Origin of the sequence: Leifsonia sp. Root4, assembly GCF_001425085.1 — a bacterium.
GTDB lineage: Bacteria > Actinomycetota > Actinomycetes > Actinomycetales > Microbacteriaceae > Microterricola.
Window position 1 is genome coordinate 377,493 of the sequence record NZ_LMDN01000001.1, and the last position, 24,782, is coordinate 402,274.

The following is a 24,782-nucleotide window of genomic DNA, read 5'->3' on the forward strand; positions in this document are numbered from 1 at the left end:
CAGGTCCGGGTGGCGCGGCGCCACCGAGCCGCACACAGATGCCGGAAGGGGCACACTGCCCGGCCGGCACCCGTCGGCTCACCGCTGCTGGCGGCGGCTCATGGCGCGGTGGTGACCACGGTGCCATCAGGGGCGATCACGTGCCAGACCTCGTTCAGGCCCTGGCCGTTCAGATCGCCGGGTGCCGTGTCGTTGGCGAAGGTGTAGAGGGGCAGGCCGTTGATCGTGATCTGCTTGCCGCCGGCGACGCCGGTGATCGTCCCGACGGTGCCCGTGATGCCGTCAACGACAGGCGTGTCCGACTCTGAGGTGATCGCCGGCCACGCCGCCTCGCAGTCCCCGGTGCATGCGCTGGTGTCGGCACCGGCCGTGTCTTTATCGAAGACATAGGCCGTCATGCCCTCCCCGTTCACGACGATCTCTCCGATCGAACTCCCGGCGACGGTGAGTTCGGCTGTGGCCACCTCGGCGTCGCCCGACTCGGTGGATGACGGGGCAGGAGCACCCTCTGCACAGCCGGCCAAGGCCATCATCGCGACGGCGACTCCCGCCAACGCCGCGAGCATTCTCGTGTTCATGGGTCATTCCAATCCTGTTCCGTGTCGACCGCGTCGTCGCGGCCATGGCCTGATGGAGACCACTGAGGAGAACACGATGTGGAGCCCCGAAACGTTCACGCCCCCAGCCGATTCCCAGCGCGCGGACGAACGCTGGAGTGTGACCGCACGTGCGATCCCTGGGGCGCTGAACGACATGCGCTCGGGTCTCGTTGTCTGGTTGGAGGCACAATGACGGCAACACGAGATGCACGGCTGCAGGCGTTGCACGACGAGAACGCGGCACCGTTGCTGCGGTACGTGACCTGGCTCACGCACGACTTCTCGCTCGCACAGGACATCGTGCAGGAGACCCTGCTCCGGGCGTGGAAGAACCCCAAGATTCTCGACGCTGATGCTGGCTCGGCGCGTGCCTGGCTCTTCACAGTCGCGCACAACCTGGTGATCGATGAGCGGAGGAGCGCACGGAGCAGACACGAGTTCCAGCCCGATCAGCTTCCCGACTCCCCCAGCGACGACGACATTGCTCGCCACCTGGACACATGGCTGCTCTCCGATGCACTCCGCTCGCTGTCCGTCGAACATCGCAATGCTGTCATCTCCGCCTACTACCTGGGGCACTCGGCCGCAGAAACCGCCCGCCGTGAGGGCATTCCGGAGGGCACCGCCCGGTCCCGCGTGTTCTACGCACTGCGCGCGCTGCGCCTGGCCCTGCAAGAAAGAGGTGTCACCGAATGATGGATGCGACCGACCCATATCTCGACTCGGATGCCGCGTACACCCTCGGAATGCTCGGCCCGGCTGAACGCAAGGAGTACGAGCGCCACCTCGCCCAGTGCAAGCACTGCTCCCGTGGCGTCACGGCGTTGGCGGGGATGCCCGGCATCCTGAGCATGCTTTCGCCGGCCGAGGCACTCGCGCTCAGCGACGAAACGCCAGCCTCGTCCGAGGAGCGGATGCGCGTCGCCGAGCATGCGCCGCGCCCGCTCCCCCGCGCGTCACGCAGCTGGACACCCCGTCGTCGGAGCCGGCTGCGGTTGGCAATCGTGGGCGGCGGTGCCGCTCTGGTGCTCGTCGTCGGCCTCGGCGCCTTCCAGCTCGGATCCAGTCTTGCGCAGAACGCGGTCGTAGCCGGACCAGGCCCAAGCTCCGCCCCGATCGCGACCGGCACGCCGATGCAGGCGACCGACGCGGCCGTGTTGACCGCGGCGCTCGCCCTCGAGTCGAAGCCATGGGGCACGCGCCTCGATTGGCAGTGCGACTATCTGCAGGCGGACTGGCCGGGTGGCGCCCCGACACTCGAGCTCGTGATCACCGACCACACCGGCGCCGAGTCCGTGCTCGCGCGATGGACCAGCGTCGGAGATCACACCGCGAGCCTGGCCGCGAGGACGAACACACCGAGCAGCGAGATCAGCCGCGTCGAGATCCGCGAGGTCGGTCGGATCGACCCGCTGGCGGCTGCCGAACTCTGAGCGCGGCGCGCTATGGGAGCGGCGCGGGGGCCGAGCGTGGCGGTCGCGCCGGCCGCGCCGGTCGCTAGGCCGTCGCGAAGAAGGCGCCGATCGCGGCGACCTCCTCGGCGCTCGGCTGCCAGGCCGTCGCGGCGATCGCGTTCTGCTCGATCTGCTCCGGCTTGGTCGCGCCGGCGATGACGCTGGCGAGCCCCGGCTGGGCGAGCAGCCAGGCGAATGTCGCGGCCAGCATGGTGACTCCGCGCTCCTCGCAGAATGCCGCGTAGGCCTCCATGGCGTCCCACGGGGCGTTGTCGCTGAGGTGCTTGCGGGTGCGCATGATCCGGCTGTCGCTCGGGCCGTTGTCGCGGCTGAACTTGCCGGTGAACAGGCCGTTGTACAGCGGGAACCACGGCAGGAAGCCGAGCCCGTAGGCGTTCGCGGCGGGCAGCACCTCCCGCTCGGCTCCCCTGGCGATCAGGTTGTACTCGTTCTGCGCCGAGATGAACCGCGGGTGCCCGTTCATGGCGGCCGTGTACTCGGCATCCGCGATCTGCCAGCCGGCGAAGTTCGAGTGCCCGATGTAGCGCACCTTGCCCTCGCGGATCAGGTCGTCCAGAGTCGACAGCGTCTCCTCGATCGGGGTGTGCGCATCGGGGCTGTGCAGCTGGTAGAGGTCGATCCAGTCGGTCTGCAGCCGGCGCAGCGAGCCCTCGACGGCGAGCCGGATGTAGCGACGCGAGCCCTTCGCACCCCAGTTGCTGACCGGGCTCTCATAGTCGGCGTGACCGAACTTGGTCGCGAGCACGACCTCGTCGCGGCGGCCGCGCAGCGCGTTTCCCATCAGGCTCTCGCTGAGGCCGTACTCGCGGCCGTAGATGTCGGCCGTGTCGAACAGGGTGACGCCGGCGTCGATCGCGGCCGAGATGACGGCATCCGTGCCCTGCTGCGTCTCGGTGAGCGTGCCGGCCCTGCCGAAGTTGTTGCAGCCGAGCCCCACCGTCGAGACGCGGAGGCCGGAGGTGCCGAGAGTGCGGTATTCGATCTGAGCCATGTCTGCCAGCCTATTGCGGATGCCGCGACCGGGCGGGCGTCATCCCGCCTGATGGGTGTCGCCTCGAAGCGGCCCTTGCTCCGACTGCAGGACGGCGTATTCACCGTGGACGCTGACGCCCGCGCTCCGAGGCAGCCGAGTGAACAGCGGCAGCAGCAGCAACGCGATGCCGACCCCCTCCAGCACCATCCCGAGTACGGATACGGGCGCGGCGATCGGGGCCAGCGGCGAGCTCACGGTGATCTCGCCGATCCCAGCTGTGATTCGGGCTGCGCCGCCGATAGAGCCGAGCACCCAGCCGAGGGTGGCGACGAACGCACCGCCGCTGAGGGTCAGTAGGGTGCGTGTCGCGGTGCGGCGCAAATGGAGGTCGCGGCCGCTGTCCGGGGCAAGAGCCGCGCGGTTCTGCATGTGCACTCCGATCAGCACGAGCACAGCAAGCAGAATCGCGGCGAGGATGATCGGCACCCCGAAGTACCAGCCTGCCATCGATGTACTGCCCGAGACGGAGACCCCGTCAGAAAGGTGATCGAGTCTGATGGTGTACACCATGTATCGCCCGTGCTCATCCGGCTCGGACAGGAGCCCGGCCCACACCACCGCCAGCATCAGCGCACTGAGGGCCATACCCCACACCACGAACCACCACCGGGCTGCGGAAGGCGGTGAGACATGCTCCGGTGGACTCGCCGATCCCCGCGCCCACCCTCCGGTGGGGCGGCCCATGGCCGCGGGCCTGATCAGCAGAACGGCCGTGCACAGAAGGACGCTCAGCATGGGCGCGAGGTAGCCGTCTCCGTCAGGATCGGAGCGGAGGGCGAAGCTGAGATGCACTGCGCTCGCCAGGACGGCCGCGGCGACGAGCGCGCTGGCCACCCGAGCCCGCGCCAGCTGCGCACGCGCAGCGGCTGGCCACTCCGAGAAGTCTGAATCGTCTCCGCTGTCGGGCCGGCGCGAAATCAGATGGGCATCGGCGGCTCTCCAGTAGTGGACAAAAACCCCGAGCGGAACCAGAGTCATGGCCGCCAGCGGCAGGACCACGTACGTGAACCACACCTCGATGTTCATCGCCATCTCCCCCGTCGACCGGGTCCGCCCACCCGTTGCTGAGGACGCTATCGCACGACGGCCTCTGCAGCCATCAAGCGGCGACCTCTTGTGCACAGGCGCGCCCGAAAGCCGCGTTCTCCACCGATGTCCGATTCTCGCCAGCGGCTGTCGCCGGCCGGGCATAGGGTCGAATCATGACCGAGAACGCCAGTACCCCGAGCGAATATATTCTTCGCACAGCGAGCCCCATCGGGCTGCTCGAGCTCACCAGCGACGGCGAGCACATCACGTCCCTGAGCATCGCGCGTCAGGGCGTTGTCCCCCTGCACGAGATGCCGGAGCGCCCAAACGCCGTGCTCACCGAGGCGGCCAAGCAACTCTCCGAGTACTTCGCCGGAACCCGGCACGACTTCGAGCTGCCGATCGCGCCACAGGGCACCCCGTTCCAGCTGAGCGTCTGGCACCGCTTGGGCACGATCGGCTGGGGAGAGTTCCTCTCCTACGGCGAGCTCGGCAACGAGGTCGGCAAGCCCGGTGCCGCACGCGCGATCGGCGGGGCCGTCGGGGCGAACCCGATCCCGCTGATCATTCCCTGCCACCGCATCCTCGCCGGCGACAGGCGCATCACCGGCTACAGCGGCGGCGACGGCATCCCAACCAAGGTCTGGCTACTCGACCACGAGGGGATCGGGCACAAGACGAATCGCATTCCCGCTCCCCCGGTCGCGCAGCGCGACGCGGCCACCGGTGCCGTCGCGCTGATCGATTTGGAGACGCTCGTCGACGCCGAGGCCCGGCCGGAGTACGCGCTGTGAACAATCTGGAGACGGGCACCGACGGCGTCGCGCGCTGCGGCTGGGTCGGCGACGACGCCGAGTACCGCCGCTATCACGACGAGGAGTGGGGAACGCCGCTGCACGACGGGCGCGCCCTCTACGAGAAACTCTGCCTGGAGGGATTCCAGGCCGGGCTCTCGTGGATCACGATCCTGCGCAAGCGGCCCGCCTTCCGCGAGGCCTTCCACGGCTTCGACATCGACCGCGTCGCCGCGATGGACGAGAGCGACATCGAGCGGCTCGTCGGCAACGCCGGAATCATCCGGCACCGCGGCAAGATCACCTCGACGATCACAAACGCCCGGGTGACCCAGGAGCTCGGTGCCGACGGCCTGAGCGAGCTCATCTGGAGCTTCGCTCCGGATGCCGCGACGCGCACTCGCGCCGCAACCTTGGCCGATGTGCCCGGAACGACTCCAGAGTCCGTGGCTCTCAGCAAGGCGCTCCGCGCCCGCGGCTACGGTTTCGTCGGTCCGACGACCATGTACGCGCTGATGCAGTCGGCCGGCCTCGTCGACGATCACGTGCTCGGCTGCCACTGCGCCGACTGAGCGCCGCACGCCCTCCCGTGGCGCTTCCACGCTCCCGCGGCAGAAACTACGCGTGCGCGGCCGATATGTGGGGCGCGTGACTGCAGTTTCTGCCGCGCCGGGCGCTGCGCGAGACGCCGCGCCAGCTGAGCGCACCGCGGTGGGTGGCTAGACGATGAGTGCGAGCTCCTCGGGCTTGCCCGCGGTCGCCGGCTTGTGCCGCTGCAGCGTCAGTCCGGCGCTCGGCGCCCAGGCGAGCAGCTCATCGAGGCTCGCGAAGTCGACTCCGGCCTCGAGCACGGCCCGGGTGAACTCCCCCTTGGACTTCTTGTTGAAGTGGTTGAGAGCCCGCTTCTGGCCGTCCTCCCCCGCGCTCAGCACGCGCAGGTAGGCGCTGCCCTCCCGCACGGGCAACGGCCCGAGCGCCGTGTACGCCTCGGAGCGGAGGTCGAGCAGCACGCCGGACAGCGGCGCGAACTGGGCCTGGATGCTCGTGCCCCAGTGCCGCTTGAGCGAGAGTTCCGGCAGGCGGGAGTCGTGTGACATCCGATACGCCGGAACGGGGTCGAGCGCTGCGACGGGGCCGAGCAGTGCGGAGTGCACGACGAGGTGGTTGTGGGCGAATGCCCGCGCATCGCTCGAGAGCGACGGGGCGTCCAGCGCGTCGTAGAGCACGCCGGTGTAGCGGTCGATGACCGGCATCGTTCCGGATGCCGTGAGCTGACGGTTGCGCTCAACCTCGAAGAGCTGGGTGCGGCCGAGCTTGAGCGCAGCGACCGAGGCGTCGGTGTCGTCGGCGAGCGTGCGCAGCGCCCGCACGAGCGCCCATCGCTCCGATGCCAGCCCCGCGAATGCGAGTTCACCGAGATCCAGCGGGGCCCCGTCTCCGCCATCGCGCTTGGTCTCGGAGGGCGGGAGGAGGATGAGCATCGAGTGGGAGCCTCTGTGTGTGAGCGGGCGAACGAGCGGGGAAATGCACATCGCCGGGACCCGGCAGCGCTTGCGCGCGCCAAGGTCCCGGCGATGTGGTGAAGCTGGAGCGGGTCTGGTTAGACCAGACCGGCCTGACGGGCAACGACCTGAACGGTGTTGTTCTCAACCGAGAGGAATCCGTCATCCGCCTGAGCAGTGATCTTCTCACCGCCGGGCAGCGTCACGCGCACCTCGCCACGGGCGAGGATTGCGAGCAGCGGCTCGTGGCCGGGGAGAATACCGATCTCTCCCTCGACGGTGCGAGCGATGAGCTGGGTTGCCTCGCCTGACCAGATCTCCCGGTCGGCCGAGACAACGCTCACGGACAGCGTGGCCATGCTTAGCCGTTCTCTTTCTGGATCTGAGCCCACTTCTCTTCGACGTCGGAGATGCCACCGACGTTGAAGAATGCCTGCTCGGCGACGTGGTCGAACTCACCCTTGGCGATCGCGTCGAACGACTCGATCGTCTCCTTGAGCGGAACCGTGGAACCCTCGACGCCGGTGAACTTCTTGGCCATGTAGGTGTTCTGCGAGAGGAACTGCTCGATACGGCGCGCACGCGACACCGTGATCTTGTCTTCCTCGGAGAGCTCGTCGACACCGAGGATGGCGATGATCTCCTGGAGTTCCTTGTTCTTCTGCAGAATCTGCTTGACCGCAGTCGCGACGCGGTAGTGGTCCTCACCCAGGTAGCGGGGGTCGAGGATGCGCGAGGTCGAGGTCAGCGGGTCAACGGCCGGGTACAGACCCTTCGACGCGATCGCACGAGACAGCTCGGTCGTGGCGTCGAGGTGGGCGAAGGTGGTCGCCGGTGCCGGGTCGGTGTAGTCGTCGGCGGGAACGTAGATCGCCTGCAGCGAGGTGATCGAGTGACCGCGGGTCGAGGTGATGCGCTCCTGGAGCACACCCATCTCGTCGGCGAGGTTCGGCTGGTAACCAACGGCGGAAGGCATACGACCGAGAAGGGTCGACACCTCGGAACCGGCCTGCGTGAAGCGGAAGATGTTGTCGATGAAGAGCAGAACGTCCTGCTTCTGCACGTCGCGGAAGTACTCAGCCATGGTCAGTGCCGAGAGGGCGACGCGAAGACGCGTTCCCGGCGGCTCGTCCATCTGGCCGAAGACAAGGGCGGTCTTGTCGAAGACGCCTGCTTCTTCCATCTCGTGGATGAGGTCGTTGCCCTCACGGGTACGCTCACCGACACCGGCGAACACCGACACTCCACCGTGGTCCTGCGCAACGCGCTGGATCATTTCCTGGATCAGAACGGTCTTGCCGACACCGGCACCACCGAACAGACCGATCTTTCCACCCTGCACGTAGGGGGTCAGGAGGTCGATGACCTTGATACCGGTCTCGAACATCGTGGTCTTGGACTCGAGCTGGTCGAAGGCCGGAGCCTTGCGGTGGATCGGCCAGCGCTCGGTGATCTCAATCGTCTCACCGGGGGCTGCGTTGAGCACCTCACCGATGACGTTGAAGACCTTGCCCTTGGTGACGTCGCCGACGGGAACCGAGATCGGCGCACCGGTGTCGGTCACCTCCTGGCCACGGACCAGACCGTCGGTCGGGTTCAGGGCGATGGCGCGCACGACATCGTCACCGAGGTGCTGGGCAACCTCGAGCGTGATCGTCGTCGACACACCGGCGATGGTGATGACGGTCTTCAGCGCGTTGTAGATGCCGGGGATGGAGTCGTGCGGGAACTCGATGTCGACCACGGGGCCGGTCACACGGGCGATCCGGCCAACGGCGCCCGCAGTGCTCTCAGCCTGGACTGGCGCGGTAGCAGTGTCAGTCATTGTTCTCTCTCTTCTGGGCTTACTTCGTAAAAAACTAGGTCTACTTGGCGGACGACAAGGCGTCGGCGCCGCCGACGATCTCGGAAATCTGCTGCGTGATCTCGGACTGGCGCGCGTTGTTGGCCAACCGGGTGAAATCGGTGATGAGCTTGTCGGCGTTGTCGCTGGCCGACTTCATCGCCTTCTGGCGGGCGGCGTGCTCGGAAGCAGCCGACTGCAGCATGGCGTTGAAGAGGCGGCTCTCGATGTAAACCGGGAGCAACGCGTCCAGAACCGTCTCGACGTCGGGCTCGAACTCGTAGAGCGGCAGAACCTGCTTGTCACCCGGCTCCTCCACACCCTCGACGACCTCAAGCGGAAGCAGACGCACAACCTCGGGAACCTGGCTGACCATGCTCACGAAACGGTTGAAGACGACGTGGATCTCGTCGACTCCGCCATCCTCAGCGTCGCGCAAGAAGCTCTCGAGCAGCGCGTCGCCGATCTCCTTCGCAGCCTCGAACTGAGGCTGGTCGGTGCCGCCCGTCCACACTCGCTCGGATGCACGCTTGCGGAACGTGAAGTATGCCGCAGCCTTGCGCCCGACGAGGAAGTACACGACGTCCTTGCCCTGGCTGCGCAGCAGTGTGCTGAGCTCCTCGGCCTCACGCAGCACCTGGGAGCTGAACGCGCCTGCGAGTCCGCGGTCCGACGTGAAGATGACGACGGCTGCCCGCTCGATCTTCTCCGGCTCGGTCGTGAGCACGTGCTCGACATTCGAGTACGTCGCCACGGCCGACACGGCGCGGGTGATGGCTCGCGAGTACGGCGTTGATGCCGCGACGCGTGCCTGCGCCTTCTGGATGCGTGATGCGGAGATCAGCTCCATGGCACGAGTGATCTTCTTGGTCGTCTGGGCAGACTTGATCTTCTGCCGGTAGACCCGAAGTTGCGCTCCCATGTCTCTCCTGTGGTTCCTAGTTCAGTAACAGTCGAATAGTCGTCTCGGGCGTCGCTTAGCGACGGCCCTTGACGATCTTTTCCTGGTTGACGTCTTCTTCGGCGATGGCATCGAACTTCTCGCTGCCGACCGAAGCGAGCGGCTTGCCCTCGCCCGTCTGGAACTCCAGCTTGAACGTGTCGACGGCGGCCGTGAGCTCTGCGACGGTTGCGTCGTCGAGCACGTTGGTCGCACGCAGCGTGTTCAGAACCTCGGTGTTGCGACCCAGGTAGTCGAGGAGCTCGCGCTCGAAGCGCAGGATGTCCTCAACGGGAACCTCGTCGAGCTTGCCGTTGGTTCCGGCCCAGATCGAGACGACCTGGTCCTCGACGGGGAACGGCGAGTACTGCGGCTGCTTGAGCAGCTCGGTGAGGCGTGCGCCACGGGCGAGCTGACGACGGCTGGCCGCGTCGAGGTCGGAGGCGAACATCGCGAAGGCCTCGAGCGAGCGGTACTGCGCCAGCTCCAGCTTCAGCGTTCCGGACACCTTCTTGATGGACTTGACCTGAGCGTCACCACCGACACGCGAGACCGAGATACCCACGTCAACAGCGGGACGCTGGTTGGCGTTGAACAGGTCGGACTGCAGGAAGATCTGGCCGTCGGTGATCGAGATCACGTTGGTCGGAATGTAGGCGGAGACGTCGTTGGCCTTGGTCTCGATGATCGGAAGACCGGTCATCGAGCCGGCGCCGAGCTCGTCGGAGAGCTTGGCGCAACGCTCGAGCAGACGGGAGTGCAGGTAGAACACGTCACCGGGGTAAGCCTCGCGTCCCGGCGGACGACGCAGGAGCAGCGAAACGGCACGGTAGGCCTCGGCCTGCTTGGAGAGGTCATCGAAGACGATGAGAACGTGCTTGCCGCCGTACATCCAGTGCTGGCCGATGGCCGAGCCGGTGTACGGAGCGAGGTACTTGAAGCCGGCGGGGTCGGATGCCGGAGCGGCCACGATCGTGGTGTACTCCATGGCACCGGCGTCCTCGAGCGCACCCTTCACCGAAGCGATGGTGGAGCCCTTCTGACCGATGGCAACGTAGATGCAGCGCACCTGCTTGTTGACATCGCCAGACTCCCAGTTGGCCTTCTGGTTGATGATGGTGTCGATCGCCAGAGCGGTCTTACCGGTCTGACGGTCACCGATGATCAGCTGACGCTGGCCACGGCCAATCGGGATCATGGCGTCGATGGCCTTGATGCCGGTCTGCATGGGCTCGTGAACCGACTTGCGAGCCATGACGCCGGGAGCCTGGAGCTCCAGCGCGCGGCGACCCTCTGCGACGATCTCGCCGAGACCATCGATGGGAGCACCCAGCGGGTCAACGACACGACCGAGGAAGCCATCGCCGACGGGGGCGGAGAGAACCTCACCCGTGCGGGTGACCTCCATGCCCTCGACGATGCCGCCGAACTCGCCGAGCACAACAACACCGATCTCGTCTTCGTCGAGGTTCTGGGCGAGGCCCAGGGTGCCGTCGGCGAACTTGATCAGCTCGTTGGCCATGACGCCGGGGAGGCCCTGGACGTGAGCAATACCGTCACCGGCATCCGTCACGTGGCCAACCTCGGTTGCAGCAGCGCTGCCGGGCTCGTAAGCCTTGACGAAGTCCTTGAGCGCGTCGCGGATCTCATCGGGGCTGATTGTGAGTTCTGCCATCATCTTCCCTTTTCTGCACGAGGTGTACAGGTTCTGTCGTTTCGAAGCCCTACGGCGTCGAGGTCAAATATGTTCCAGCTGACACAAGGTCAGCTGGCAAGCTGAATTCGCACATCGTTGAGACGAGATGCAATGCTGCCGTCGATCACATCGTCGCCGATCTGAACGCGGAGCCCACCGAGGACGGCGGGATCGACAACCTGGTTGATCCGCAGCTCACGGCCATAGCTGCCCGAGAGAGCCGCGGCGAGGCGCTGCAGCTGTGCGGGAGCGATGGGCCCGGCCGAGGTGACGGTGGCGATGCCGAAGCCCGCCTCGTCGGCCACGACGGATGCCGCATAGCGCAGCAGCTCGCCGATGCGGCGGCCGCGGGGCTGCAGCACGAGCTGGTTCACGATCGCCGTGGTCTGAGCCGACGCCTTGCCGCCCAGCAGCGATGCGACCAGGGTCGACTTCGCAACCGGGTCACCGAGCTTGTTCGAGAGCGCAAGCTCCAGCTCGGCGTTGCCGGCGACCGCTTCGCCGAAGGCGAAGAGCTCCTGCTCGATGGCGGCACCGGAGGGAGCCGAGGCGGCGATCGCGCGCAGCCCCAACTCCTCGATAGCCGCCAGCACGTCTTCCTGGCTCGACCAGCGGCTCACGGCGATGCCGCGGAGCAGCTCGCGCACGGGGGCGCTGAGCGAGGAGAAGACCGAGTCAACGAGCGCGACCTTGGCTGCGGAATCCGCACCCGGGTCGGCTACGGCCTGGACGAGCTGGCTGGAGCTGCCGATGACACGGCTGGCAGCGAAGAGCTCCTCGCCGGTGGCGAGGTTGGCTCCGCTGAGTGCGGTCAGTGCGGCTCTCGCCGAAGCGAGGGCCTCTCTGGTCGCTGATCCCATGGTTGTTACTTCTTTCCTGCCGAAGGCGCAGCCTTCTCGGCGGCCTCCAGGTCTGCGAGGAAGCGGTCGACGATGGCACTGGCCTTGGCGTCGTCGGTGAGGCTTTCGCCGATCACACCGGAAGCCAGGTCGATGGCAAGCGTTCCGACCTCGGAGCGCAGCGAGACAACAGCAGCCTGGCGCTCCGCCTCGATCTGAGCCTGTGCCGACGCAGTGATGCGGGCGGCCTCTGTCGACGCGGAGGTCTTGGCCTCTGCGACGATCTTCTTGCCGTCCTCACGTGCAGACTCACGGATGTTCCCGGCCTCTGCGCGCGCGTCGGCGAGCTGAGCGGTGTACTCCTCGAGCGCGGCCTCGGCCTTGCGCTGCGCCTCATCGGCCTTGGCAATGTTGCCTTCGATGGCCTCGGCACGCTGGTCGAGCATGATCTGCATCTTCGGCAGTCCGAACTTCCAGAAGAAGAACAGGATGATGGCGAAGCAGACGGCCGACCAGATGATGTCGTAGGTCGCCGGCAGAAGCGGGTTTGGTGCCGCTTCTTCGGCTGCAGTTACGAGCACTGCGTGAAGCATCAGGCCTCCTTAGAGAGCGAAAAGAGGACTAGAAGCCGAAGATGAAGGCGGTAGCGATACCGATGAAGGCGAGCGCCTCGGTGAAGGCGATACCGATCCACATCAGAACCTGCAGGCGGCCGGCGAGCTCAGGCTGGCGGGCGACACCCTCGATGGTCTTGCCGACGACGATACCAACGCCGATGGCCGGGCCGATTGCTGCGAGGCCGTAGCCGACCGTTGCGATGCTGCCGGTGATCTCGGCGAGAACGGTTGTTGCGTCCACGTTTGTGTTTCCTTCCGTTGGGCGAATTCGGCGGTTGCCGAGTTCGTTTTAGTGTTCTTCTGCGACCGCGAGCTGGATGTAGACCGCGGTAAGTAGGGCAAAGACGTAGGCCTGGAGCACGGCAACCAGAATCTCGAACAGCGTGAACGCGAGTCCGAATGCGAGGGAGCCGACACCGAGGATTGACCACAGCCCACCGGCTGTGAAGAAGAAGAACTGCGTTGCCGCGAAGAACAGCACCAGCAGCAGGTGGCCGACCATCATGTTCATCAGAAGACGAAGGCTGAGGGTGATCGGGCGAATGATGAAGGTCGAGATGAACTCGATCGGCGTCACGATGATGTACACCGGCAGCGGAACGCCGGCGGGGAACAGCGAGTTCTTGAAGAACTTGCCCGGGCTCTTCTTGATGCCGGCGTAGATGAACGTCACGTAGGCGACAATCGCCAGCACGAGCGGAACGCCGATCACGGCGGTTCCGGCGATGTTGAGGCCGGGGATGATTCCCGTCAGGTTCATGAACAGGATCATGAAGAAGATGGTCGTCAGGATCGGCAGGAAGCGCTTGGCGTCCTTACGACCCAGCAGGTCCTCGGCGATGTTGACGCGGACGAGGTCCAGGCCCATCTCGATGAGGCTCTGGAATCGGCCGGGGACGATCTTCATCTTGCGCGTGCCGAGCCAGAACAGCAGCAGCAGCACGCCCACCGCGAGGAACTGCACCAGAATGATGCGGTTCATCTCGAAGGGCGTACCGGCGAAGAAGATCGCTTCCGGGAAGAATTCGTCGATGGACGGAGCGTGGAAGCCGCCATCATCGGTTGAGGATGTGACCAGCAGGTTCACAGCGGTAGCTAGCAGCGCTATCTCCTGTTTCGGGGCGGGGAGCTCTGCTCTCGCGGCGACGAACGATGGGAACGGATTTCAGACACGATCAAGCCGCGTAGAAAGCCGGGGGAACTGCACTCACTCTAGCAAGATATACGGCTGAGACCGAATCGAGATCAAGGGTTCTGGCAATTAGTTGTTGTCTGACTTATTCTCGGCGGCCGGTGCGTCCGAGGACTGGTTCGGCAGCACGACATCACTCACGTACGGCATGCGTGATTTGAGCATGACCATGACGTCGACGATGAGCGATCCGATGACGCCGGCGATCAGGGAGAGGAACAGTACGACCGGGTTGATCCAGCTCTGGTCCTTGAGCACGATCACAACGACGAGGAAGACGATGAACTTCAGCAGCCAGCCTCCGAGCACGATGCCGAAGAAGGCGCCGACGAACAGATCGGAGCCGCTGAAGCGGTTCGCCAACAGGATCGTGGCGGCGGTGACACCCATGAAGATCACGGCGAGTGCGGTGCCGATCAGCGCACTGATGAGCCCGACTCCGCCATCGACGATCCAGCCGATGAGCCCGCCGACCACCGCGATCGCGAGCGCAACCACACCGCCGAGCACGAGGGCGCGGCGCAGCACGGGGTTCGACGACGGCGTGTTGTTGGCGGGCTGGCTGGCTGGCGTTGTGCCGGTCATGATGCTTCCTTGGGGATCGGGGGTGTGGCGATGGCATCGAGTACTTCTGACGCCTCGTCGAGCGGGTCAAGCGATGCGGATGCCGCGGCATCCGGAGAATTGGCCGGCGCGGCCTGGCTGGCCACCTCGAGCGCCTTGCGCTTGCTGAGGGGCGCCAGGGTGACGACGGCGCAGACGACGAGGCCGACCACGATGAAACCGGTCGCGTACATCGTCGACAGGCCGAAGTAGACGGGCAGCACGAAGTAGAGCAGGCAACCGATGGAGGCGACGGCCGTCCAGCCGTAGAAGATCAGCACGGCGTGCAAGTGCGAGTGGCCCATGTCGAGCAGACGATGGTGCAGGTGCTTCCGGTCGGCGCTGAACGGCGACTTGCCCGCGCGCAGCCGGCGGAAGACGGCGAGGCTGAAGTCCAGCAGCGGGATCAGCAACACGGCGAACGGCAGGATGATCGGAATGAACGCCGGCAACAGCTCGGATCCGGCGAGCGAGGCCGGGCTGATCTGCGCGGTGACGGCGATGGCGGATGTCGCCATCAGCAGGCCGATCAGCAGCGCGCCGGCATCCCCCATGAAGAGACGTGCCGGATGCCAGTTCAGCGGCAGGAAGCCGACGCAGGCCCCGACGAGCAGGGCGGCGATGAGGGAGGCGAGGTTGAAGTAGTTGCTCGGCGATGTCTGCTGCACCAGCAGGTAGGTGTACAGGAAGAACGCACCGTTGCCGATCAGGGCGACGCCCGCGACGAGGCCGTCGAGGCCGTCGATGAAGTTGATCGCGTTCATGACCAGGACGATCGCGAAGACCGTCATGAGCAGCGAGATCCAGGACGAGCCGATGGCCGTCACGCCGCCGAGAGGCAGCGAGTAGACCTGCACGCCCTTCCACGCGATGAGTCCGGCCGCCAGGAACTGGCCGGCGAGCTTGGTCATCCAGTCGAGGTCCCAGATGTCGTCTGCGACTCCGATCAGCACGATGAGCAGCGCGGCCCCGAGGATCGCGAAGATCTGTTCCGGGTTGTCGAAGATGATCTTGAGCGGTGGGAACTGAGCGGAGATCAGCCAGGCGACCAGGAAGGCCATGACGATGCCGAGGAACATGGCGATGCCGCCGAGGCGCGGGGTCGGACGCGTGTGCACATCCCTGGCGCGGATCTTCGGGTAGAGCTTGTAGCGGTGCGCCAGACGGTAGACCAGCAGCGAGAGGCCGAAGGTGACCAGCGCCGAGATCAGCGAGAGCACCACGAATAGCGTCACGCGCTCGGCTCCCGGGCCTCGGGGGTCACGGTCTCGTCAGCAGGCGAACTGACCTCGGGGGTCACGGTCTCGTCAGCAGGCGAACTGACCTCGGGCGCCTGGGGCGCTTCGGCGTCCGCGCCGGCGAGGAGGTCGCCGACGACGGCCTGGATCTGTTCACGGGAGATGACACCTGCGCGCACGATGCGCAGCAGTCCGCCGGGCTCGCCGAGGTGGGTGGCGTCGACGATCGTCGAGGAGGTGTCGCCGGCGCGTTCCCCGATGGCGTCATAGTCGACGCCGGCCGTCCCACCGTCGAGGTACACGTCGACTCGGTCTTCGAGCATCGCTGCGGCGCCCGCCGCGTCGGTCGCGGCCGGCAGGCCGGTGAGGTTTGCGGAGGAGACGGCGAGCGGGCCGGTCTCGCTGAGCAGTTCGAGAGCAATGGGGTTGCGCGGCATCCGTAGCGCGACCGTGCCGCGGGTCTCGCCGAGATCCCAGCTGAGGGATGGCTGCGCGCGCAGGATCACGGTGAGGCCGCCGGGCCAGAACACGTCGACGAGGTCTCGTACGGCCTGCGGCACCTCGGCGGCCAGGGCGTCGAGCGTTGCGACGCCGGGGATGAGCACGGGCGGCGGCGAGCTGCGCTCGCGGCCCTTGGCGTCCAGGAGTCGCTGCACGGCGTCGCGGTTGAAGGCGTCGGCGGCAAGGCCGTACACCGTGTCGGTGGGCATGACGACGAGCGCGCCACGGCCGATCGCCGAGCGCGCCAGCCGCATTCCGGACATGAGTTCGGTGTCGACCGAGCAGTCGTAGATGTGTGGAGCCATTTCCGATGATTCTACTGCAGGCTTTCTGAACAGATCTGGCACGCCCGGCCGCGGCTGCGAAGTGGGCTCAACCATCGGGGTTCCCGTTGATTGAGCCTGTCGAAATCCGTCACGGCGGGTTTCGACAGGCTCAACCAGCGGGGTGGGCTCAACCAGCGCGACGCGCAGCGTCGCGAAAGGCGGCAGCCCCCACCAAGGAAATCCCACGAACCGCAACCGCTGCTTGCCGGGGTTTCGACAAGGTCAACCATCGGCGTGTGCTCGACCCGCGGGACGGGGTTTCGACAGGCTCAACCATCGGCGTGTGCTCGACCCGCGGGACGGGGTTTCGACAAGCTCAACCAGCGGGGCGGGCTCAGCTGCGGGCGGTCCTGTGCCCGAACAGGATCGCGCCCCAGGTGATCGAGAAGGCGAGGATCAGCCCGCACCACCCGAGCGCCAGCCAGACGGAGTCGCCGATGGGCGTTCCGAGCAGGAGCCCTCTGATCGTCTCGATGATGGGCGTGATCGGCTGGTTCTGCGCGACCCACTGCAGCCAGCTCGGCAGCGTGTCCACCGGAACGAAGGCGCTGGAGAGGTAGGGCAGGAAGAGCAGGATGAAGCCGTAGCCGCTTGCGGCCTCCGGGCTCGACGCTGCGAGTCCGATGGCGGCGAAGAGCCACGTGATGGCGAGGATGTACACGGCGACGACGGCCAGCGCCGCGAGCCAATCCGTGAACGAGGCGGTCGGGCGGAACCCGACGAGCAGGGCGACGATCACCACGACGGCGGTGGCGAAGAGGTTCCGCACGACGCTCGCGATGACGTGACCGGCCAGCACGGCTCCGGCAGGGATCGGCATGGTGCGGAAGCGGTCGATGATGCCCGTGGTCATGTCGTTGGAGACGTCGACGGCGACGGATGCCGCACCGAATCCGGCACAGAGCAGGATGATGCCGGGTACGACGTAGTTCACGTAGGAACCGTCGCTGGCCAGTGCACCGCCGAAGACGAAGGTGAACAGCAACATCAGCATCGTCGGCAACACGATGGCCATCACCAACACGTCGGCGTTGCGCACGGAGTGCAGCAGGCTGCGCTTGATGAACGTGGCCTCTGCGACGAACGGGCGCAGTCGTCTGGGCGTGGTCAGTGGTTCGAGGATCATCGCAGTGCCTTTCCGGTGAGAGTGTCTACGGTCGCCCGCCGCGCCTCTGAATCGCCCGGCGTGGTCGGTGTGTTCGGCGCGATTGGGTTCTCGGCCGTGCCGGGGTCGGTGAGCGCCAGGAAGACGTCGTCGAGACTGGGCCGACGCAGGCTGATCACTCCGCGAAGGCCGAGGCGATCGATCTCATCGATCGCGGCACGGACGCCGGGCACACTTCCATCGCTCGGCACGCTGAACAGCAGGGCACCGAGCTCATCGTGGAGCTCGACGCTCTCCCCACCGACCCGGGCTTTGAGCTGGGCAGCGGTTCCGGATGCCACGACGCGACCGCCGTTCAGAACGGCGATGTCGTCGGCGAGCACATCCGCCTCCTCGAGGTACTGGGTGGTCAGGAACACCGTGCTGCCGTTGGCCGCCAGCGAACGGATCACACCCCAGAGCTGCTGCCGGCTCCTCGCGTCGAGGCCGGTGGTCGGCTCGTCGAGGAAGAGCACGGGGCGCGTGACGATGAGGCTGATGGCGAGGTCGAGGCGACGTCGCATTCCGCCCGAGTAGCTCTTGACCGGCCGACGCGCGGCCGGGCTCAGCTCGAGGCTCTCCAGCAGCTCGCCCGCTCGCACGCGGGCCTCACGGGAGCCGAGGCCGAGCAACCTCCCCATCATGCGCAGGTTCTCCTCGCCGCTGAGCACACCGTCGACGGCGGCGGATTGCCCCGTCACCGCGATGCGGCTGCGCACCTGCTTCGGCTCGCTGCCGACATCGACCCCGTCGACCCGCGCCGTGCCGGCATCCGCTCGTTCCAGGGTCGTCAGAATGTTGATCGTCGTCGTCTTTCCCGCCCCGTTGGGCCCGAGCAGCGCGAAGATCGTGCCGCGCGGCACGGCGAGGTCGAGGTGACTGAGCACCTCTGTCTTTCCGTACCGTTTCGTGAGGCCGGCTGCCTCGATCGCGAGGTTCATGACGAATACCCTTCTGTGTACATGCCAAACTGTTTATGACATCAACTGTTGTTTAACTAATACACAGTTCTAGACTGGTCGTCAACACCTCGTGCGATTTCGCCGGGTGGCGTACGTCACGATCGGGAACAATGAGCCAGCAGCCACGCACAGAGCCCGAACTCCCCCGCGCCGTCGCGCTCGCCTGGGGCGTCGCCGCGCATCCGCAGCGTGGCCCGAAGCGCGAGCTCAGCATCGAGCGCATCGTCGATGTGGCGATCGACATCGCCGATGCTGAGGGTCTCGCCGCCGTGTCGATGAGCAGGGTCGCCGGTGTGCTCGGCTTCACGACCATGTCGCTCTACCGCTACGTGACGAGCAAGGACGACCTGATCCTGCTCATGCAGGAGGCCGCCGGCGAGCGCCCGATCCCGCCGGAACCGGGCGCGGACAACTGGCGCGACGGCGTGCGCGGCTGGCTGATCGCGTTGCTCGACGTGTACACGGAGCACCCGTGGATCATTGACATCCCGATCTCCGGGGCGCCGATCACGCCGAACAGTCTCGCGATGGTCGACTGGTTCCTGCGCGAGGTCCGCTCCCTGCCGCTCAGCGACGGCGAGAAGATGGCAACGCTCATGCTGCTGACGAGCTACGCGCGGGCAGTCGCCGGACAGAACCGTGACATCGCCGCGGCGACGGCCGCGGCCGCCGATCCCGCTGATGTGAGCGGCGCGAACTTCTACGAACTGCTCGTTGAGCTGGTCACGCCGGAGCGCTTCCCTTATCTGAGTCCCCTGCTCACCGCCGGCGTCTACACGGGCGTCCCGGGCGAGGAGGACGAGGGCGACGACTTCGAGTTCGGGCGGGAGCGGATCCTCGACGGGATCGCGGCGCACGTCGCGCTCGTCGAGCGAGCGTCGGGCGACAGGGAAGCGGTCGACGCCGACGCCACCAGGAGCAGCGACGCCTCCACCGACGCGGTGATCGCCAGGGACAAGGCAGTTCGCGAGGCGGCGAAGGCTCGGCGAGAAGCCGAAAAGAGGCTGCGGGAGGCGCTCAAGCACGAACGCGACGTCACCAAACAAGCCGTCGAACGCGCGGCGCGGGCGAAGTAGCGCGCCGAGGCCGCGCAGACTCCGTTGATTGAGCCTGCCGAGATCGGGCCGTGGGAGCGGGTTTCGACAAGCTCAACCAACGGGACGGGGTTTCGACAAGCTCAACCAACGGGACGGGGTTTCGACAAGCTCAACCAACGGGACGGGGTTTCCGGGGTTTCGACAAGCTCAACCAACGGGACGGGGTTTCGACAAGCTCAAGCAGCGGGACGGGGTTTCGACAGGCTCAACCAACGGGGTGACGGTGTTGCTGGCTCAACCAGCGGACGGCGTCAGCGCAGCGCGGTCGTCGCGCGGTCGCGGGTCGTGAAGTCCCGGTGCGAGGCGACGGCGCGCCAGCCGTCGGCGGTGAGCAGCGCGGCGATCTCCGCCGCCTGCAGCTCGCCGTGCTCGATCACGAGGGTTCCGCCCGCGTGCAGCAGACGCATCGCGGTCGTGGAGACGTGGCGAACGACGTCGAGTCCGTCCGCTCCGCCGTAGAGGGCGTGCTCGGGGTCGAACAGCCGCACCTCGGGGTCGCGCGGGATGGCGTCCTGGGGAATGTACGGCGGGTTCGAGATGACGACACTCACCGTGCCGTCCAGTTCGTGCAGCGCATCGGCGAGGTCGGCGAACTGCAGCGTGGCATTGTCGGCGTCCGTCTCACGGAAGTTGCGGCTGGTCCAGACGAATGCCTCCGGGGAGTTCTCGACCGCCCAGATGCGTGCGCGCGGCACCTCGGTCGCCATCGCCAGCGCGATCGCGCCGCTGCCGGTTCCGAGGTCGACCCCGATCGGGCTGGGGGCGGCCGCGGCGTGCAGCGCGTCGATCGCGAGCTGGGCGACCTGTTCGGTCTCCGGACGCGGCACGAACACCCCGGGGCCGACGGCCAGCTCGAGTGAGCGGAACGGCGCCAGACCGGTGATGTGCTGCAGCGGCTCGCGAGCGGCACGCCGTTCGACCATCTCCTCGACCGTCTCGGCCTGCGCCGCGCTCAGAGTGGAGTCGGTGACGATGCGCGCCTGCAGCTGCCCACGGGAGAGATCCAGCACGTGTCCGATCAGCAGCTCCGCGTCGATCTGGGCGTCGAGGATCCCCGCGGCGCCGAGCCGGGCCGCCGCGGTGTCGCGCAGCTCTCTGAGGGAACGGGCGGCGTCATTATCGGAAACATTCACGTTAGGGAATGTAACGCACTCGCCTGTGTTGACTGAGAGGCCTAGTGTTGATCGCGCTGTGCCGACAACGGTTCAGCGCTCCGCAACTCCCCGTTCTCCCGTGGTTTCTCCCCCGTGCTCTCCCCGTCGAATCTGCACCGAAAGGCCCAGCTCATGGCATCCCGAATTTATGACAGCATCGTCGACACCATCGGCAACACCCCCCTGGTGCGCCTCAACCGCATCACGGATGGCGCCGGCGCCACCGTGCTGGCCAAGCTCGAGTTCTACTCGCCCGCCGCCAGCGTGAAGGACCGCATCGGCGTCGCGATCATCGACGCGGCCGAGGCCTCTGGCGAGCTGCTGCCCGGCGGCACCATCGTCGAGGGAACGAGCGGCAACACGGGCATCGCGCTCGCGCTGGTCGGTGCGGCACGCGGCTACCGCGTCGTGCTCACGATGCCGGAGACGATGAGCAAGGAGCGCCGCGTGCTGCTCCGTGCCTACGGTGCGGAGGTCGTGCTGACCTCCGGTGCCGACGGAATGCGCGGCGCTGTCGAGAAGGCCAACGAGATCGTGGCCGCGACGCCGGGCGCCATTCTCGCCAGCCAGTTCGCGAACGCCGCCAACCCGGCCATCCACCGTGCGACGACCGGCGAGGAGATCTGGGCCGACACCGACGGCAACATCGACATCTTCGTTGCCGGCATCGGCACCGGCGGAACCATCACCGGAGCTGGCGGCCTGCTCAAGGAGCGCAACCCAGACATCCAGATCATCGCCGTCGAGCCGCTCGACTCCCCGATCCTCAGCGGCGGCACGCCCGGCCCGCACAAGATCCAGGGCCTCGGCGCCAACTTCGTGCCGGCGATCCTCGACACCACCGTCTACGACGAGGTCATCGACGTCGCGACCCCTGATGCCATCGCAACCGCCCGCCGACTCGCCACCGACGAGGCAATCCTCGGCGGTATCTCCTCCGGCGCCGCAGTGTGGGGCGCCCTCGAGGTCGCCAAGCGCCCGGAGAACGCCGGCAAGACGATCGTCGTGATCGTTCCCGACTTCGGTGAGCGCTACGTCAGCACCGTGCTCTACGAAGACCTGCTTGACTAAGCAGATGACCTTCTTCGCAGCGCTCCGGGAAGACGTGGCCACGGCCAGAGCCCACGACCCGGCTTCTCGGAGCAATGCGGAGGTCTTCCTGGCCTACTCTGGCCTGCACGCCGTATGGAGCCATCGGCTCGCACACCGGCTCTGGGAGGGCGGATTCCGCCTTCCGGCCCGGCTGCTCTCACAGTTCACCCGCTTCCTGACGGGCATCGAGATCCACCCGGGCGCCACGATCGGGCGCCGACTCTTCATCGACCACGGCATGGGCGTCGTCATCGGCGAGACGGCCGTGCTCGGCGACGACGTGATGCTCTATCACGGCGTGACGCTCGGCGGGAAGAGCCGCCACGGCTTCACACCCGGCCAGAAACGGCACCCGACCTTGGAGGACGGCGTGACCGTCGGTGCCGGCGCGAAGGTGCTCGGCGACATCGTGATCGGCGCGTGGAGCACGGTCGGCGCGAACGCCGTCGTGAGCAAGGACGCTCCCCCGCACTCGTTGGTCATCGGCATTCCGGCGCACATCCGCCCGGTCAAGCCAGAGACCACGGATGCCGCCCGCGGCGTGCACGACTGGAGCATCTAGCCGACCGCACAGCCGCCACTGCCGATGCCGGGCGCTCCGCGCCCGTTCGTGCTGCTCTGCGCCACACAAAGTGGCGCAGGATCGCCGGAAGTGGCGCAGAGCGCGTCGGCGCGATGCCTCAGCCGAGACGGCGATGCGGATACACGGACTCTCGATGCTGGAACGCCAGGATCGCGGGGTTCACGATCGCCCCGCCGTCGATCTCGATCGCACGGCTGATGGTCTCGTTGCCGGACCAGGCGCTCGGCCCGGCCATGACCGTTCCGAGGAACGGCAGCAGCGCCTCGCTGATCTCCCAGCTCGCGGAGTTGAACAGATAAGACGGGCTGTGGTCGACGGCGTAGTAGTTGATGCTGCCGCCCACCGTGAACATCGGATCGGCGAAGCTCGTCGAGCGGGCCCAGTCGAACGCCATGCCGTCGTCGCAGGAGACGTCGATGATGAGGCTGCCGGGGCGGAAGGCGCCGAGGTCGGCGGTGCGCAGGTAGAGCAGCGGCGCGTTCGGATCCTGCAGCGTGCAGTTGACCACGATGTCGCTCTCAGCGAGGAACGGGGCGAGTGGAACCCTGCCCTCGTCGGTGATGACCTCGCTGAGGTAGGGGCCGTCATCATGGTCGAACTGCACGATCTGGGCGGAGTGGATCGGTGCGGCGACCGAGGCGACGCGGCGGTTGGTGAGCACGCGCACGTCGTGGATTCCGAGGGCGTTCAACGCCGTCACAGCCCCCCGCGCCGTGGCGCCGAAGCCGATCACGACCGCCGTCATCCGGCGGCCGTAGTCGCCCGTTGAACCGCACAGGCCGAGCGCATGCAGCACGGAGCTGTAGCCGGCAATCTCATTGTTCTTGTGGAAGACGTGCAGGCCGAACCCCCCGTCACTCTGCCAGTGGTTCATCGCTTCGAACGCGATGAGCGTCAGGCGTTTCTCGATGGCGAGCTGGGTGAGCGCGGCGTCCTGCACGCAGTGCGGCCAGCCCCAGAGCGTCTGGCCGTCTCGGAGCCCGGCGACATCCTCCAGCTGCGGCTTGGGAAGGAGCACGACATCGGATGCCGCGATCAGCTCGTCGCGCGGCCGGATCCCACCGACGAACGGCGCGATCTCGGCATCGCCGACACCGAAGTGCCTGCCGTAGCCTTCTTCGACGATGATGCGCGGGCGCAGCGACTCCGCGATGCGCTCGAAGTGCGCCGGGTGGATGGGGACTCGTCGTTCATCGGGCTTGCGCGATGCGCCGAGCACACCGAGAACCGTTTCGTGCGTTGGAGGCATGTGCTCATCCGCTCACGGGGGCCAGTGTGACTCCGTACCGCCGACACTACTGCACCGTGCAGGGAGCGCCACGCCACATGACGTGGCGCGGAACGCAGAAACTGGCCCGGAATGCAGAAAGTGGCCCAGAGCGGCCGAAGCCGTCTGCGCCACCGTCTGGTGCGTCGTGCGCTGCGCTACTTGCCCTGGTCGCCGATATCGGCGAGCTGCGCCTCCTCGTCGGCCTGGATCGCCGACTCGATGACGGGCTCGAGTGCGCCGTTCATGACGGAGTCGAGGTTGTACGCCTTGTACCCCGTGCGGTGGTCCGCAATGCGGTTCTCCGGGAAGTTGTACGTGCGGATGCGCTCTGAGCGGTCCATGGTGCGAATCTGCGTCTTGCGCTTGGCGCTGTCGAGCTCTGCCTGCTCCTCCTGGCGGCGGGCCAGGATGCGGGCGCGCAGCACGCGCATGCCGGCCTCGCGGTTCTGCAGCTGGCTCTTCTCGTTCTGCATGGCGACGACGATGCCGGTCGGAAGGTGCGTGATGCGCACGGCGGAGTCCGTCGTGTTCACCGACTGGCCGCCGGGGCCGCTGGAACGGTAGACGTCGATCTTGAGGTCGTTCGCCTGGATCTCGACCTCTTCCGGCTCGTCGACCTCGGGGAAGACGAGAACACCGGTGGTCGAGGTGTGGATGCGGCCCTGCGTCTCGGTGGCGGGAACGCGCTGCACGCGGTGGACACCGCCCTCGTACTTGAGGTGAGCCCAGACACCCTGCGACGGGTCGGTGGCGTTGGACTTGATTGCGATCTGCACGTTCTTGTAGCCGCCGAGATCGCTCTCGTCACTCTCGAGCATCTCCGTCTTCCAGCCCTTGGATGCCGCGTACTGGATGTACATGCGGAGCAGGTCCGCGGCGAACAGCGCGCTCTCGGCGCCGCCCTCGCCACCCTTGATCTCCATGATCACATCGCGGCCGTCATCCGGGTCGCGCGGGATCAGCAGACGGCGCAGCTTCTCCTGCGCTGTCGCCAGCTGTTCCTCCATGGCGGGGAGCTCCTCGGCGAAGGCGTCGTCTTCCTTCGCCAGCTCCTTGGCTGCGGCGAGGTCGTCCTGGGCCTGCACCCAGCCCTCGTGCGCCGCGACGATCTTGGACAACTCGGCGTAGCGCCGGTTCACCTTCTTGGCGCGCGCCGCGTCCGCGTGCAACGCGGGGTCGGCGAGCTGCTCCTGCAGTTCGGCGTGTTCCTTGAACAGGACCTGAACAGATTCAAACATGACTTCCTCCGTGAC

Annotated in this window: 27 protein-coding genes; 7 read left to right on the forward strand and 20 right to left on the reverse strand. The window is 66.7% G+C overall.

The window, feature by feature from the left end:
• Nucleotides 1–98: 98 nt before the first annotated feature.
• Nucleotides 99–578: a COG4315 family predicted lipoprotein gene (locus tag ASC66_RS01810; RefSeq protein WP_055833884.1), complete on the reverse strand. Its 480-nt coding sequence runs from the start codon at nt 576–578 to the stop codon at nt 99–101.
• 210 nt (nt 579–788) lie between these two features.
• Between ASC66_RS01810 and ASC66_RS01815 the strand changes: the two genes are divergently transcribed.
• Nucleotides 789–1,295, forward strand: coding sequence for a sigma-70 family RNA polymerase sigma factor (locus ASC66_RS01815; RefSeq protein ID WP_055833887.1), 507 nt, complete (start codon nt 789–791; stop codon nt 1,293–1,295).
• Nucleotides 1,292–2,032, forward strand: a complete 741-nt coding sequence (locus ASC66_RS01820; RefSeq protein ID WP_157509600.1) for a zf-HC2 domain-containing protein — start codon at nt 1,292–1,294, stop codon at nt 2,030–2,032. Before ASC66_RS01815 ends, ASC66_RS01820 begins: the two co-directional genes overlap by 4 nt.
• 64 nt (nt 2,033–2,096) lie before the next feature.
• Here the strand turns inward: ASC66_RS01820 and ASC66_RS01825 are convergent, their stop codons facing one another.
• Nucleotides 2,097–3,065 (reverse strand): aldo/keto reductase, encoded by a 969-nt coding sequence (locus ASC66_RS01825; protein WP_055833892.1) that lies wholly within the window; start codon nt 3,063–3,065, stop codon nt 2,097–2,099.
• 39 nt (nt 3,066–3,104) lie between these two features.
• Nucleotides 3,105–4,133, reverse strand: a complete 1,029-nt coding sequence (locus ASC66_RS01830; RefSeq protein ID WP_157509601.1) for a hypothetical protein — start codon at nt 4,131–4,133, stop codon at nt 3,105–3,107.
• A gap of 176 nt (nt 4,134–4,309) precedes the next feature.
• Between ASC66_RS01830 and ASC66_RS01835 the strand changes: the two genes are divergently transcribed.
• Together ASC66_RS01835 and ASC66_RS01840 are read left to right on the forward strand one after the other, a co-directional pair.
• Entirely contained in the window at nt 4,310–4,930 is a 621-nt protein-coding gene (locus ASC66_RS01835) for a methylated-DNA--[protein]-cysteine S-methyltransferase (RefSeq protein WP_082491941.1), read from the forward strand.
• Nucleotides 4,927–5,502 (forward strand): DNA-3-methyladenine glycosylase I, encoded by a 576-nt coding sequence (locus ASC66_RS01840; RefSeq protein ID WP_055833898.1) that lies wholly within the window; start codon nt 4,927–4,929, stop codon nt 5,500–5,502. The genes ASC66_RS01835 and ASC66_RS01840 overlap by 4 nt, the downstream gene beginning before the upstream one ends.
• A gap of 147 nt (nt 5,503–5,649) precedes the next feature.
• On the opposite strand, the gene ASC66_RS01845 is transcribed toward ASC66_RS01840, so the two are convergent.
• The 14 genes from ASC66_RS01845 to ASC66_RS01910 all read right to left on the reverse strand — a co-directional run bounded on the left by ASC66_RS01845 (nt 5,650) and on the right by ASC66_RS01910 (nt 18,312).
• A complete protein-coding gene (locus ASC66_RS01845) occupies nt 5,650–6,411 on the reverse strand; it encodes a YaaA family protein (protein ID WP_055833900.1) in 762 nt (253 codons plus the stop codon).
• Nucleotides 6,412–6,530: 119 nt separating this feature from the next.
• Entirely contained in the window at nt 6,531–6,791 is a 261-nt protein-coding gene (locus tag ASC66_RS01850) for a F0F1 ATP synthase subunit epsilon (RefSeq protein WP_055833903.1), read from the reverse strand.
• A 2-nt stretch (nt 6,792–6,793) separates the two neighbouring features.
• Nucleotides 6,794–8,257, reverse strand: a complete 1,464-nt coding sequence (atpD, locus tag ASC66_RS01855; RefSeq protein WP_055833906.1) for a F0F1 ATP synthase subunit beta — start codon at nt 8,255–8,257, stop codon at nt 6,794–6,796.
• A gap of 40 nt (nt 8,258–8,297) precedes the next feature.
• Complete coding sequence (locus tag ASC66_RS01860; RefSeq protein ID WP_055833908.1) at nt 8,298–9,197, reverse strand: F0F1 ATP synthase subunit gamma; 900 nt, start codon at nt 9,195–9,197, stop codon at nt 8,298–8,300.
• A 55-nt stretch (nt 9,198–9,252) separates the two neighbouring features.
• Complete coding sequence (gene atpA / locus ASC66_RS01865) at nt 9,253–10,890, reverse strand: F0F1 ATP synthase subunit alpha (RefSeq protein WP_055833912.1); 1,638 nt, start codon at nt 10,888–10,890, stop codon at nt 9,253–9,255.
• Nucleotides 10,891–10,979: 89 nt separating this feature from the next.
• Nucleotides 10,980–11,771 (reverse strand): F0F1 ATP synthase subunit delta, encoded by a 792-nt coding sequence (locus ASC66_RS01870; RefSeq protein ID WP_055833915.1) that lies wholly within the window; start codon nt 11,769–11,771, stop codon nt 10,980–10,982.
• Between the two features lie 5 nt (nt 11,772–11,776).
• Nucleotides 11,777–12,343 carry a F0F1 ATP synthase subunit B gene (locus ASC66_RS01875; RefSeq protein WP_055833918.1) on the reverse strand — a complete coding sequence of 189 codons (567 nt, stop codon included), beginning with the start codon at nt 12,341–12,343 and terminating at the stop codon, nt 11,777–11,779.
• A 28-nt stretch (nt 12,344–12,371) separates the two neighbouring features.
• Nucleotides 12,372–12,608 (reverse strand): ATP synthase F0 subunit C, encoded by a 237-nt coding sequence (atpE, locus tag ASC66_RS01880; RefSeq protein ID WP_055833920.1) that lies wholly within the window; start codon nt 12,606–12,608, stop codon nt 12,372–12,374.
• A 48-nt stretch (nt 12,609–12,656) separates the two neighbouring features.
• Nucleotides 12,657–13,454 (reverse strand): F0F1 ATP synthase subunit A, encoded by a 798-nt coding sequence (gene atpB / locus ASC66_RS01885; protein ID WP_055833922.1) that lies wholly within the window; start codon nt 13,452–13,454, stop codon nt 12,657–12,659.
• Nucleotides 13,455–13,628: 174 nt separating this feature from the next.
• A complete protein-coding gene (locus tag ASC66_RS01890) occupies nt 13,629–14,144 on the reverse strand; it encodes a Cg1360 family ATP-synthase-associated protein (protein WP_055833925.1) in 516 nt (171 codons plus the stop codon).
• Nucleotides 14,141–15,397, reverse strand: coding sequence for an MraY family glycosyltransferase (locus ASC66_RS01895; RefSeq protein WP_055833928.1), 1,257 nt, complete (start codon nt 15,395–15,397; stop codon nt 14,141–14,143). The genes ASC66_RS01890 and ASC66_RS01895 overlap by 4 nt, the downstream gene beginning before the upstream one ends.
• On the reverse strand, nt 15,394–16,206 hold the full coding sequence (locus ASC66_RS01900; RefSeq protein WP_055833931.1) for an L-threonylcarbamoyladenylate synthase: 813 nt from the start codon (nt 16,204–16,206) through the stop codon (nt 15,394–15,396). Before ASC66_RS01900 ends, ASC66_RS01895 begins: the two co-directional genes overlap by 4 nt.
• Nucleotides 16,207–16,561: 355 nt before the next feature.
• Nucleotides 16,562–17,353 carry an ABC transporter permease gene (locus ASC66_RS01905; protein WP_055833934.1) on the reverse strand — a complete coding sequence of 264 codons (792 nt, stop codon included), beginning with the start codon at nt 17,351–17,353 and terminating at the stop codon, nt 16,562–16,564.
• A complete protein-coding gene (locus ASC66_RS01910) occupies nt 17,350–18,312 on the reverse strand; it encodes an ATP-binding cassette domain-containing protein (RefSeq protein WP_055833936.1) in 963 nt (320 codons plus the stop codon). Before ASC66_RS01910 ends, ASC66_RS01905 begins: the two co-directional genes overlap by 4 nt.
• Before the next feature lie 131 nt (nt 18,313–18,443).
• Between ASC66_RS01910 and ASC66_RS01915 the strand changes: the two genes are divergently transcribed.
• Nucleotides 18,444–19,409: a TetR/AcrR family transcriptional regulator gene (locus ASC66_RS01915; protein WP_055833938.1), complete on the forward strand. Its 966-nt coding sequence runs from the start codon at nt 18,444–18,446 to the stop codon at nt 19,407–19,409.
• Between the two features lie 272 nt (nt 19,410–19,681).
• Here the strand turns inward: ASC66_RS01915 and prmC are convergent, their stop codons facing one another.
• Nucleotides 19,682–20,563, reverse strand: a complete 882-nt coding sequence (gene prmC / locus ASC66_RS01920) for a peptide chain release factor N(5)-glutamine methyltransferase (protein WP_055833941.1) — start codon at nt 20,561–20,563, stop codon at nt 19,682–19,684.
• A 153-nt stretch (nt 20,564–20,716) separates the two neighbouring features.
• Between prmC and cysK the strand changes: the two genes are divergently transcribed.
• Together cysK and epsC are read left to right on the forward strand one after the other, a co-directional pair.
• Nucleotides 20,717–21,655: a cysteine synthase A gene (cysK, locus tag ASC66_RS01925; protein ID WP_055833943.1), complete on the forward strand. Its 939-nt coding sequence runs from the start codon at nt 20,717–20,719 to the stop codon at nt 21,653–21,655.
• A 4-nt stretch (nt 21,656–21,659) separates the two neighbouring features.
• Nucleotides 21,660–22,238, forward strand: coding sequence for a serine O-acetyltransferase EpsC (gene epsC, locus ASC66_RS01930; RefSeq protein ID WP_055833946.1), 579 nt, complete (start codon nt 21,660–21,662; stop codon nt 22,236–22,238).
• Nucleotides 22,239–22,356: 118 nt separating this feature from the next.
• Here the strand turns inward: epsC and ASC66_RS01935 are convergent, their stop codons facing one another.
• The gene (locus ASC66_RS01935) at nt 22,357–23,508 is read right to left on the reverse strand and encodes a N(5)-(carboxyethyl)ornithine synthase (RefSeq protein ID WP_055833948.1); all 1,152 of its coding nucleotides are present in this window, start codon (nt 23,506–23,508) and stop codon (nt 22,357–22,359) included.
• Between the two features lie 176 nt (nt 23,509–23,684).
• Complete coding sequence (gene prfA / locus ASC66_RS01940) at nt 23,685–24,767, reverse strand: peptide chain release factor 1 (protein WP_055833951.1); 1,083 nt, start codon at nt 24,765–24,767, stop codon at nt 23,685–23,687.
• Nucleotides 24,768–24,782: the final 15 nt, after the last annotated feature.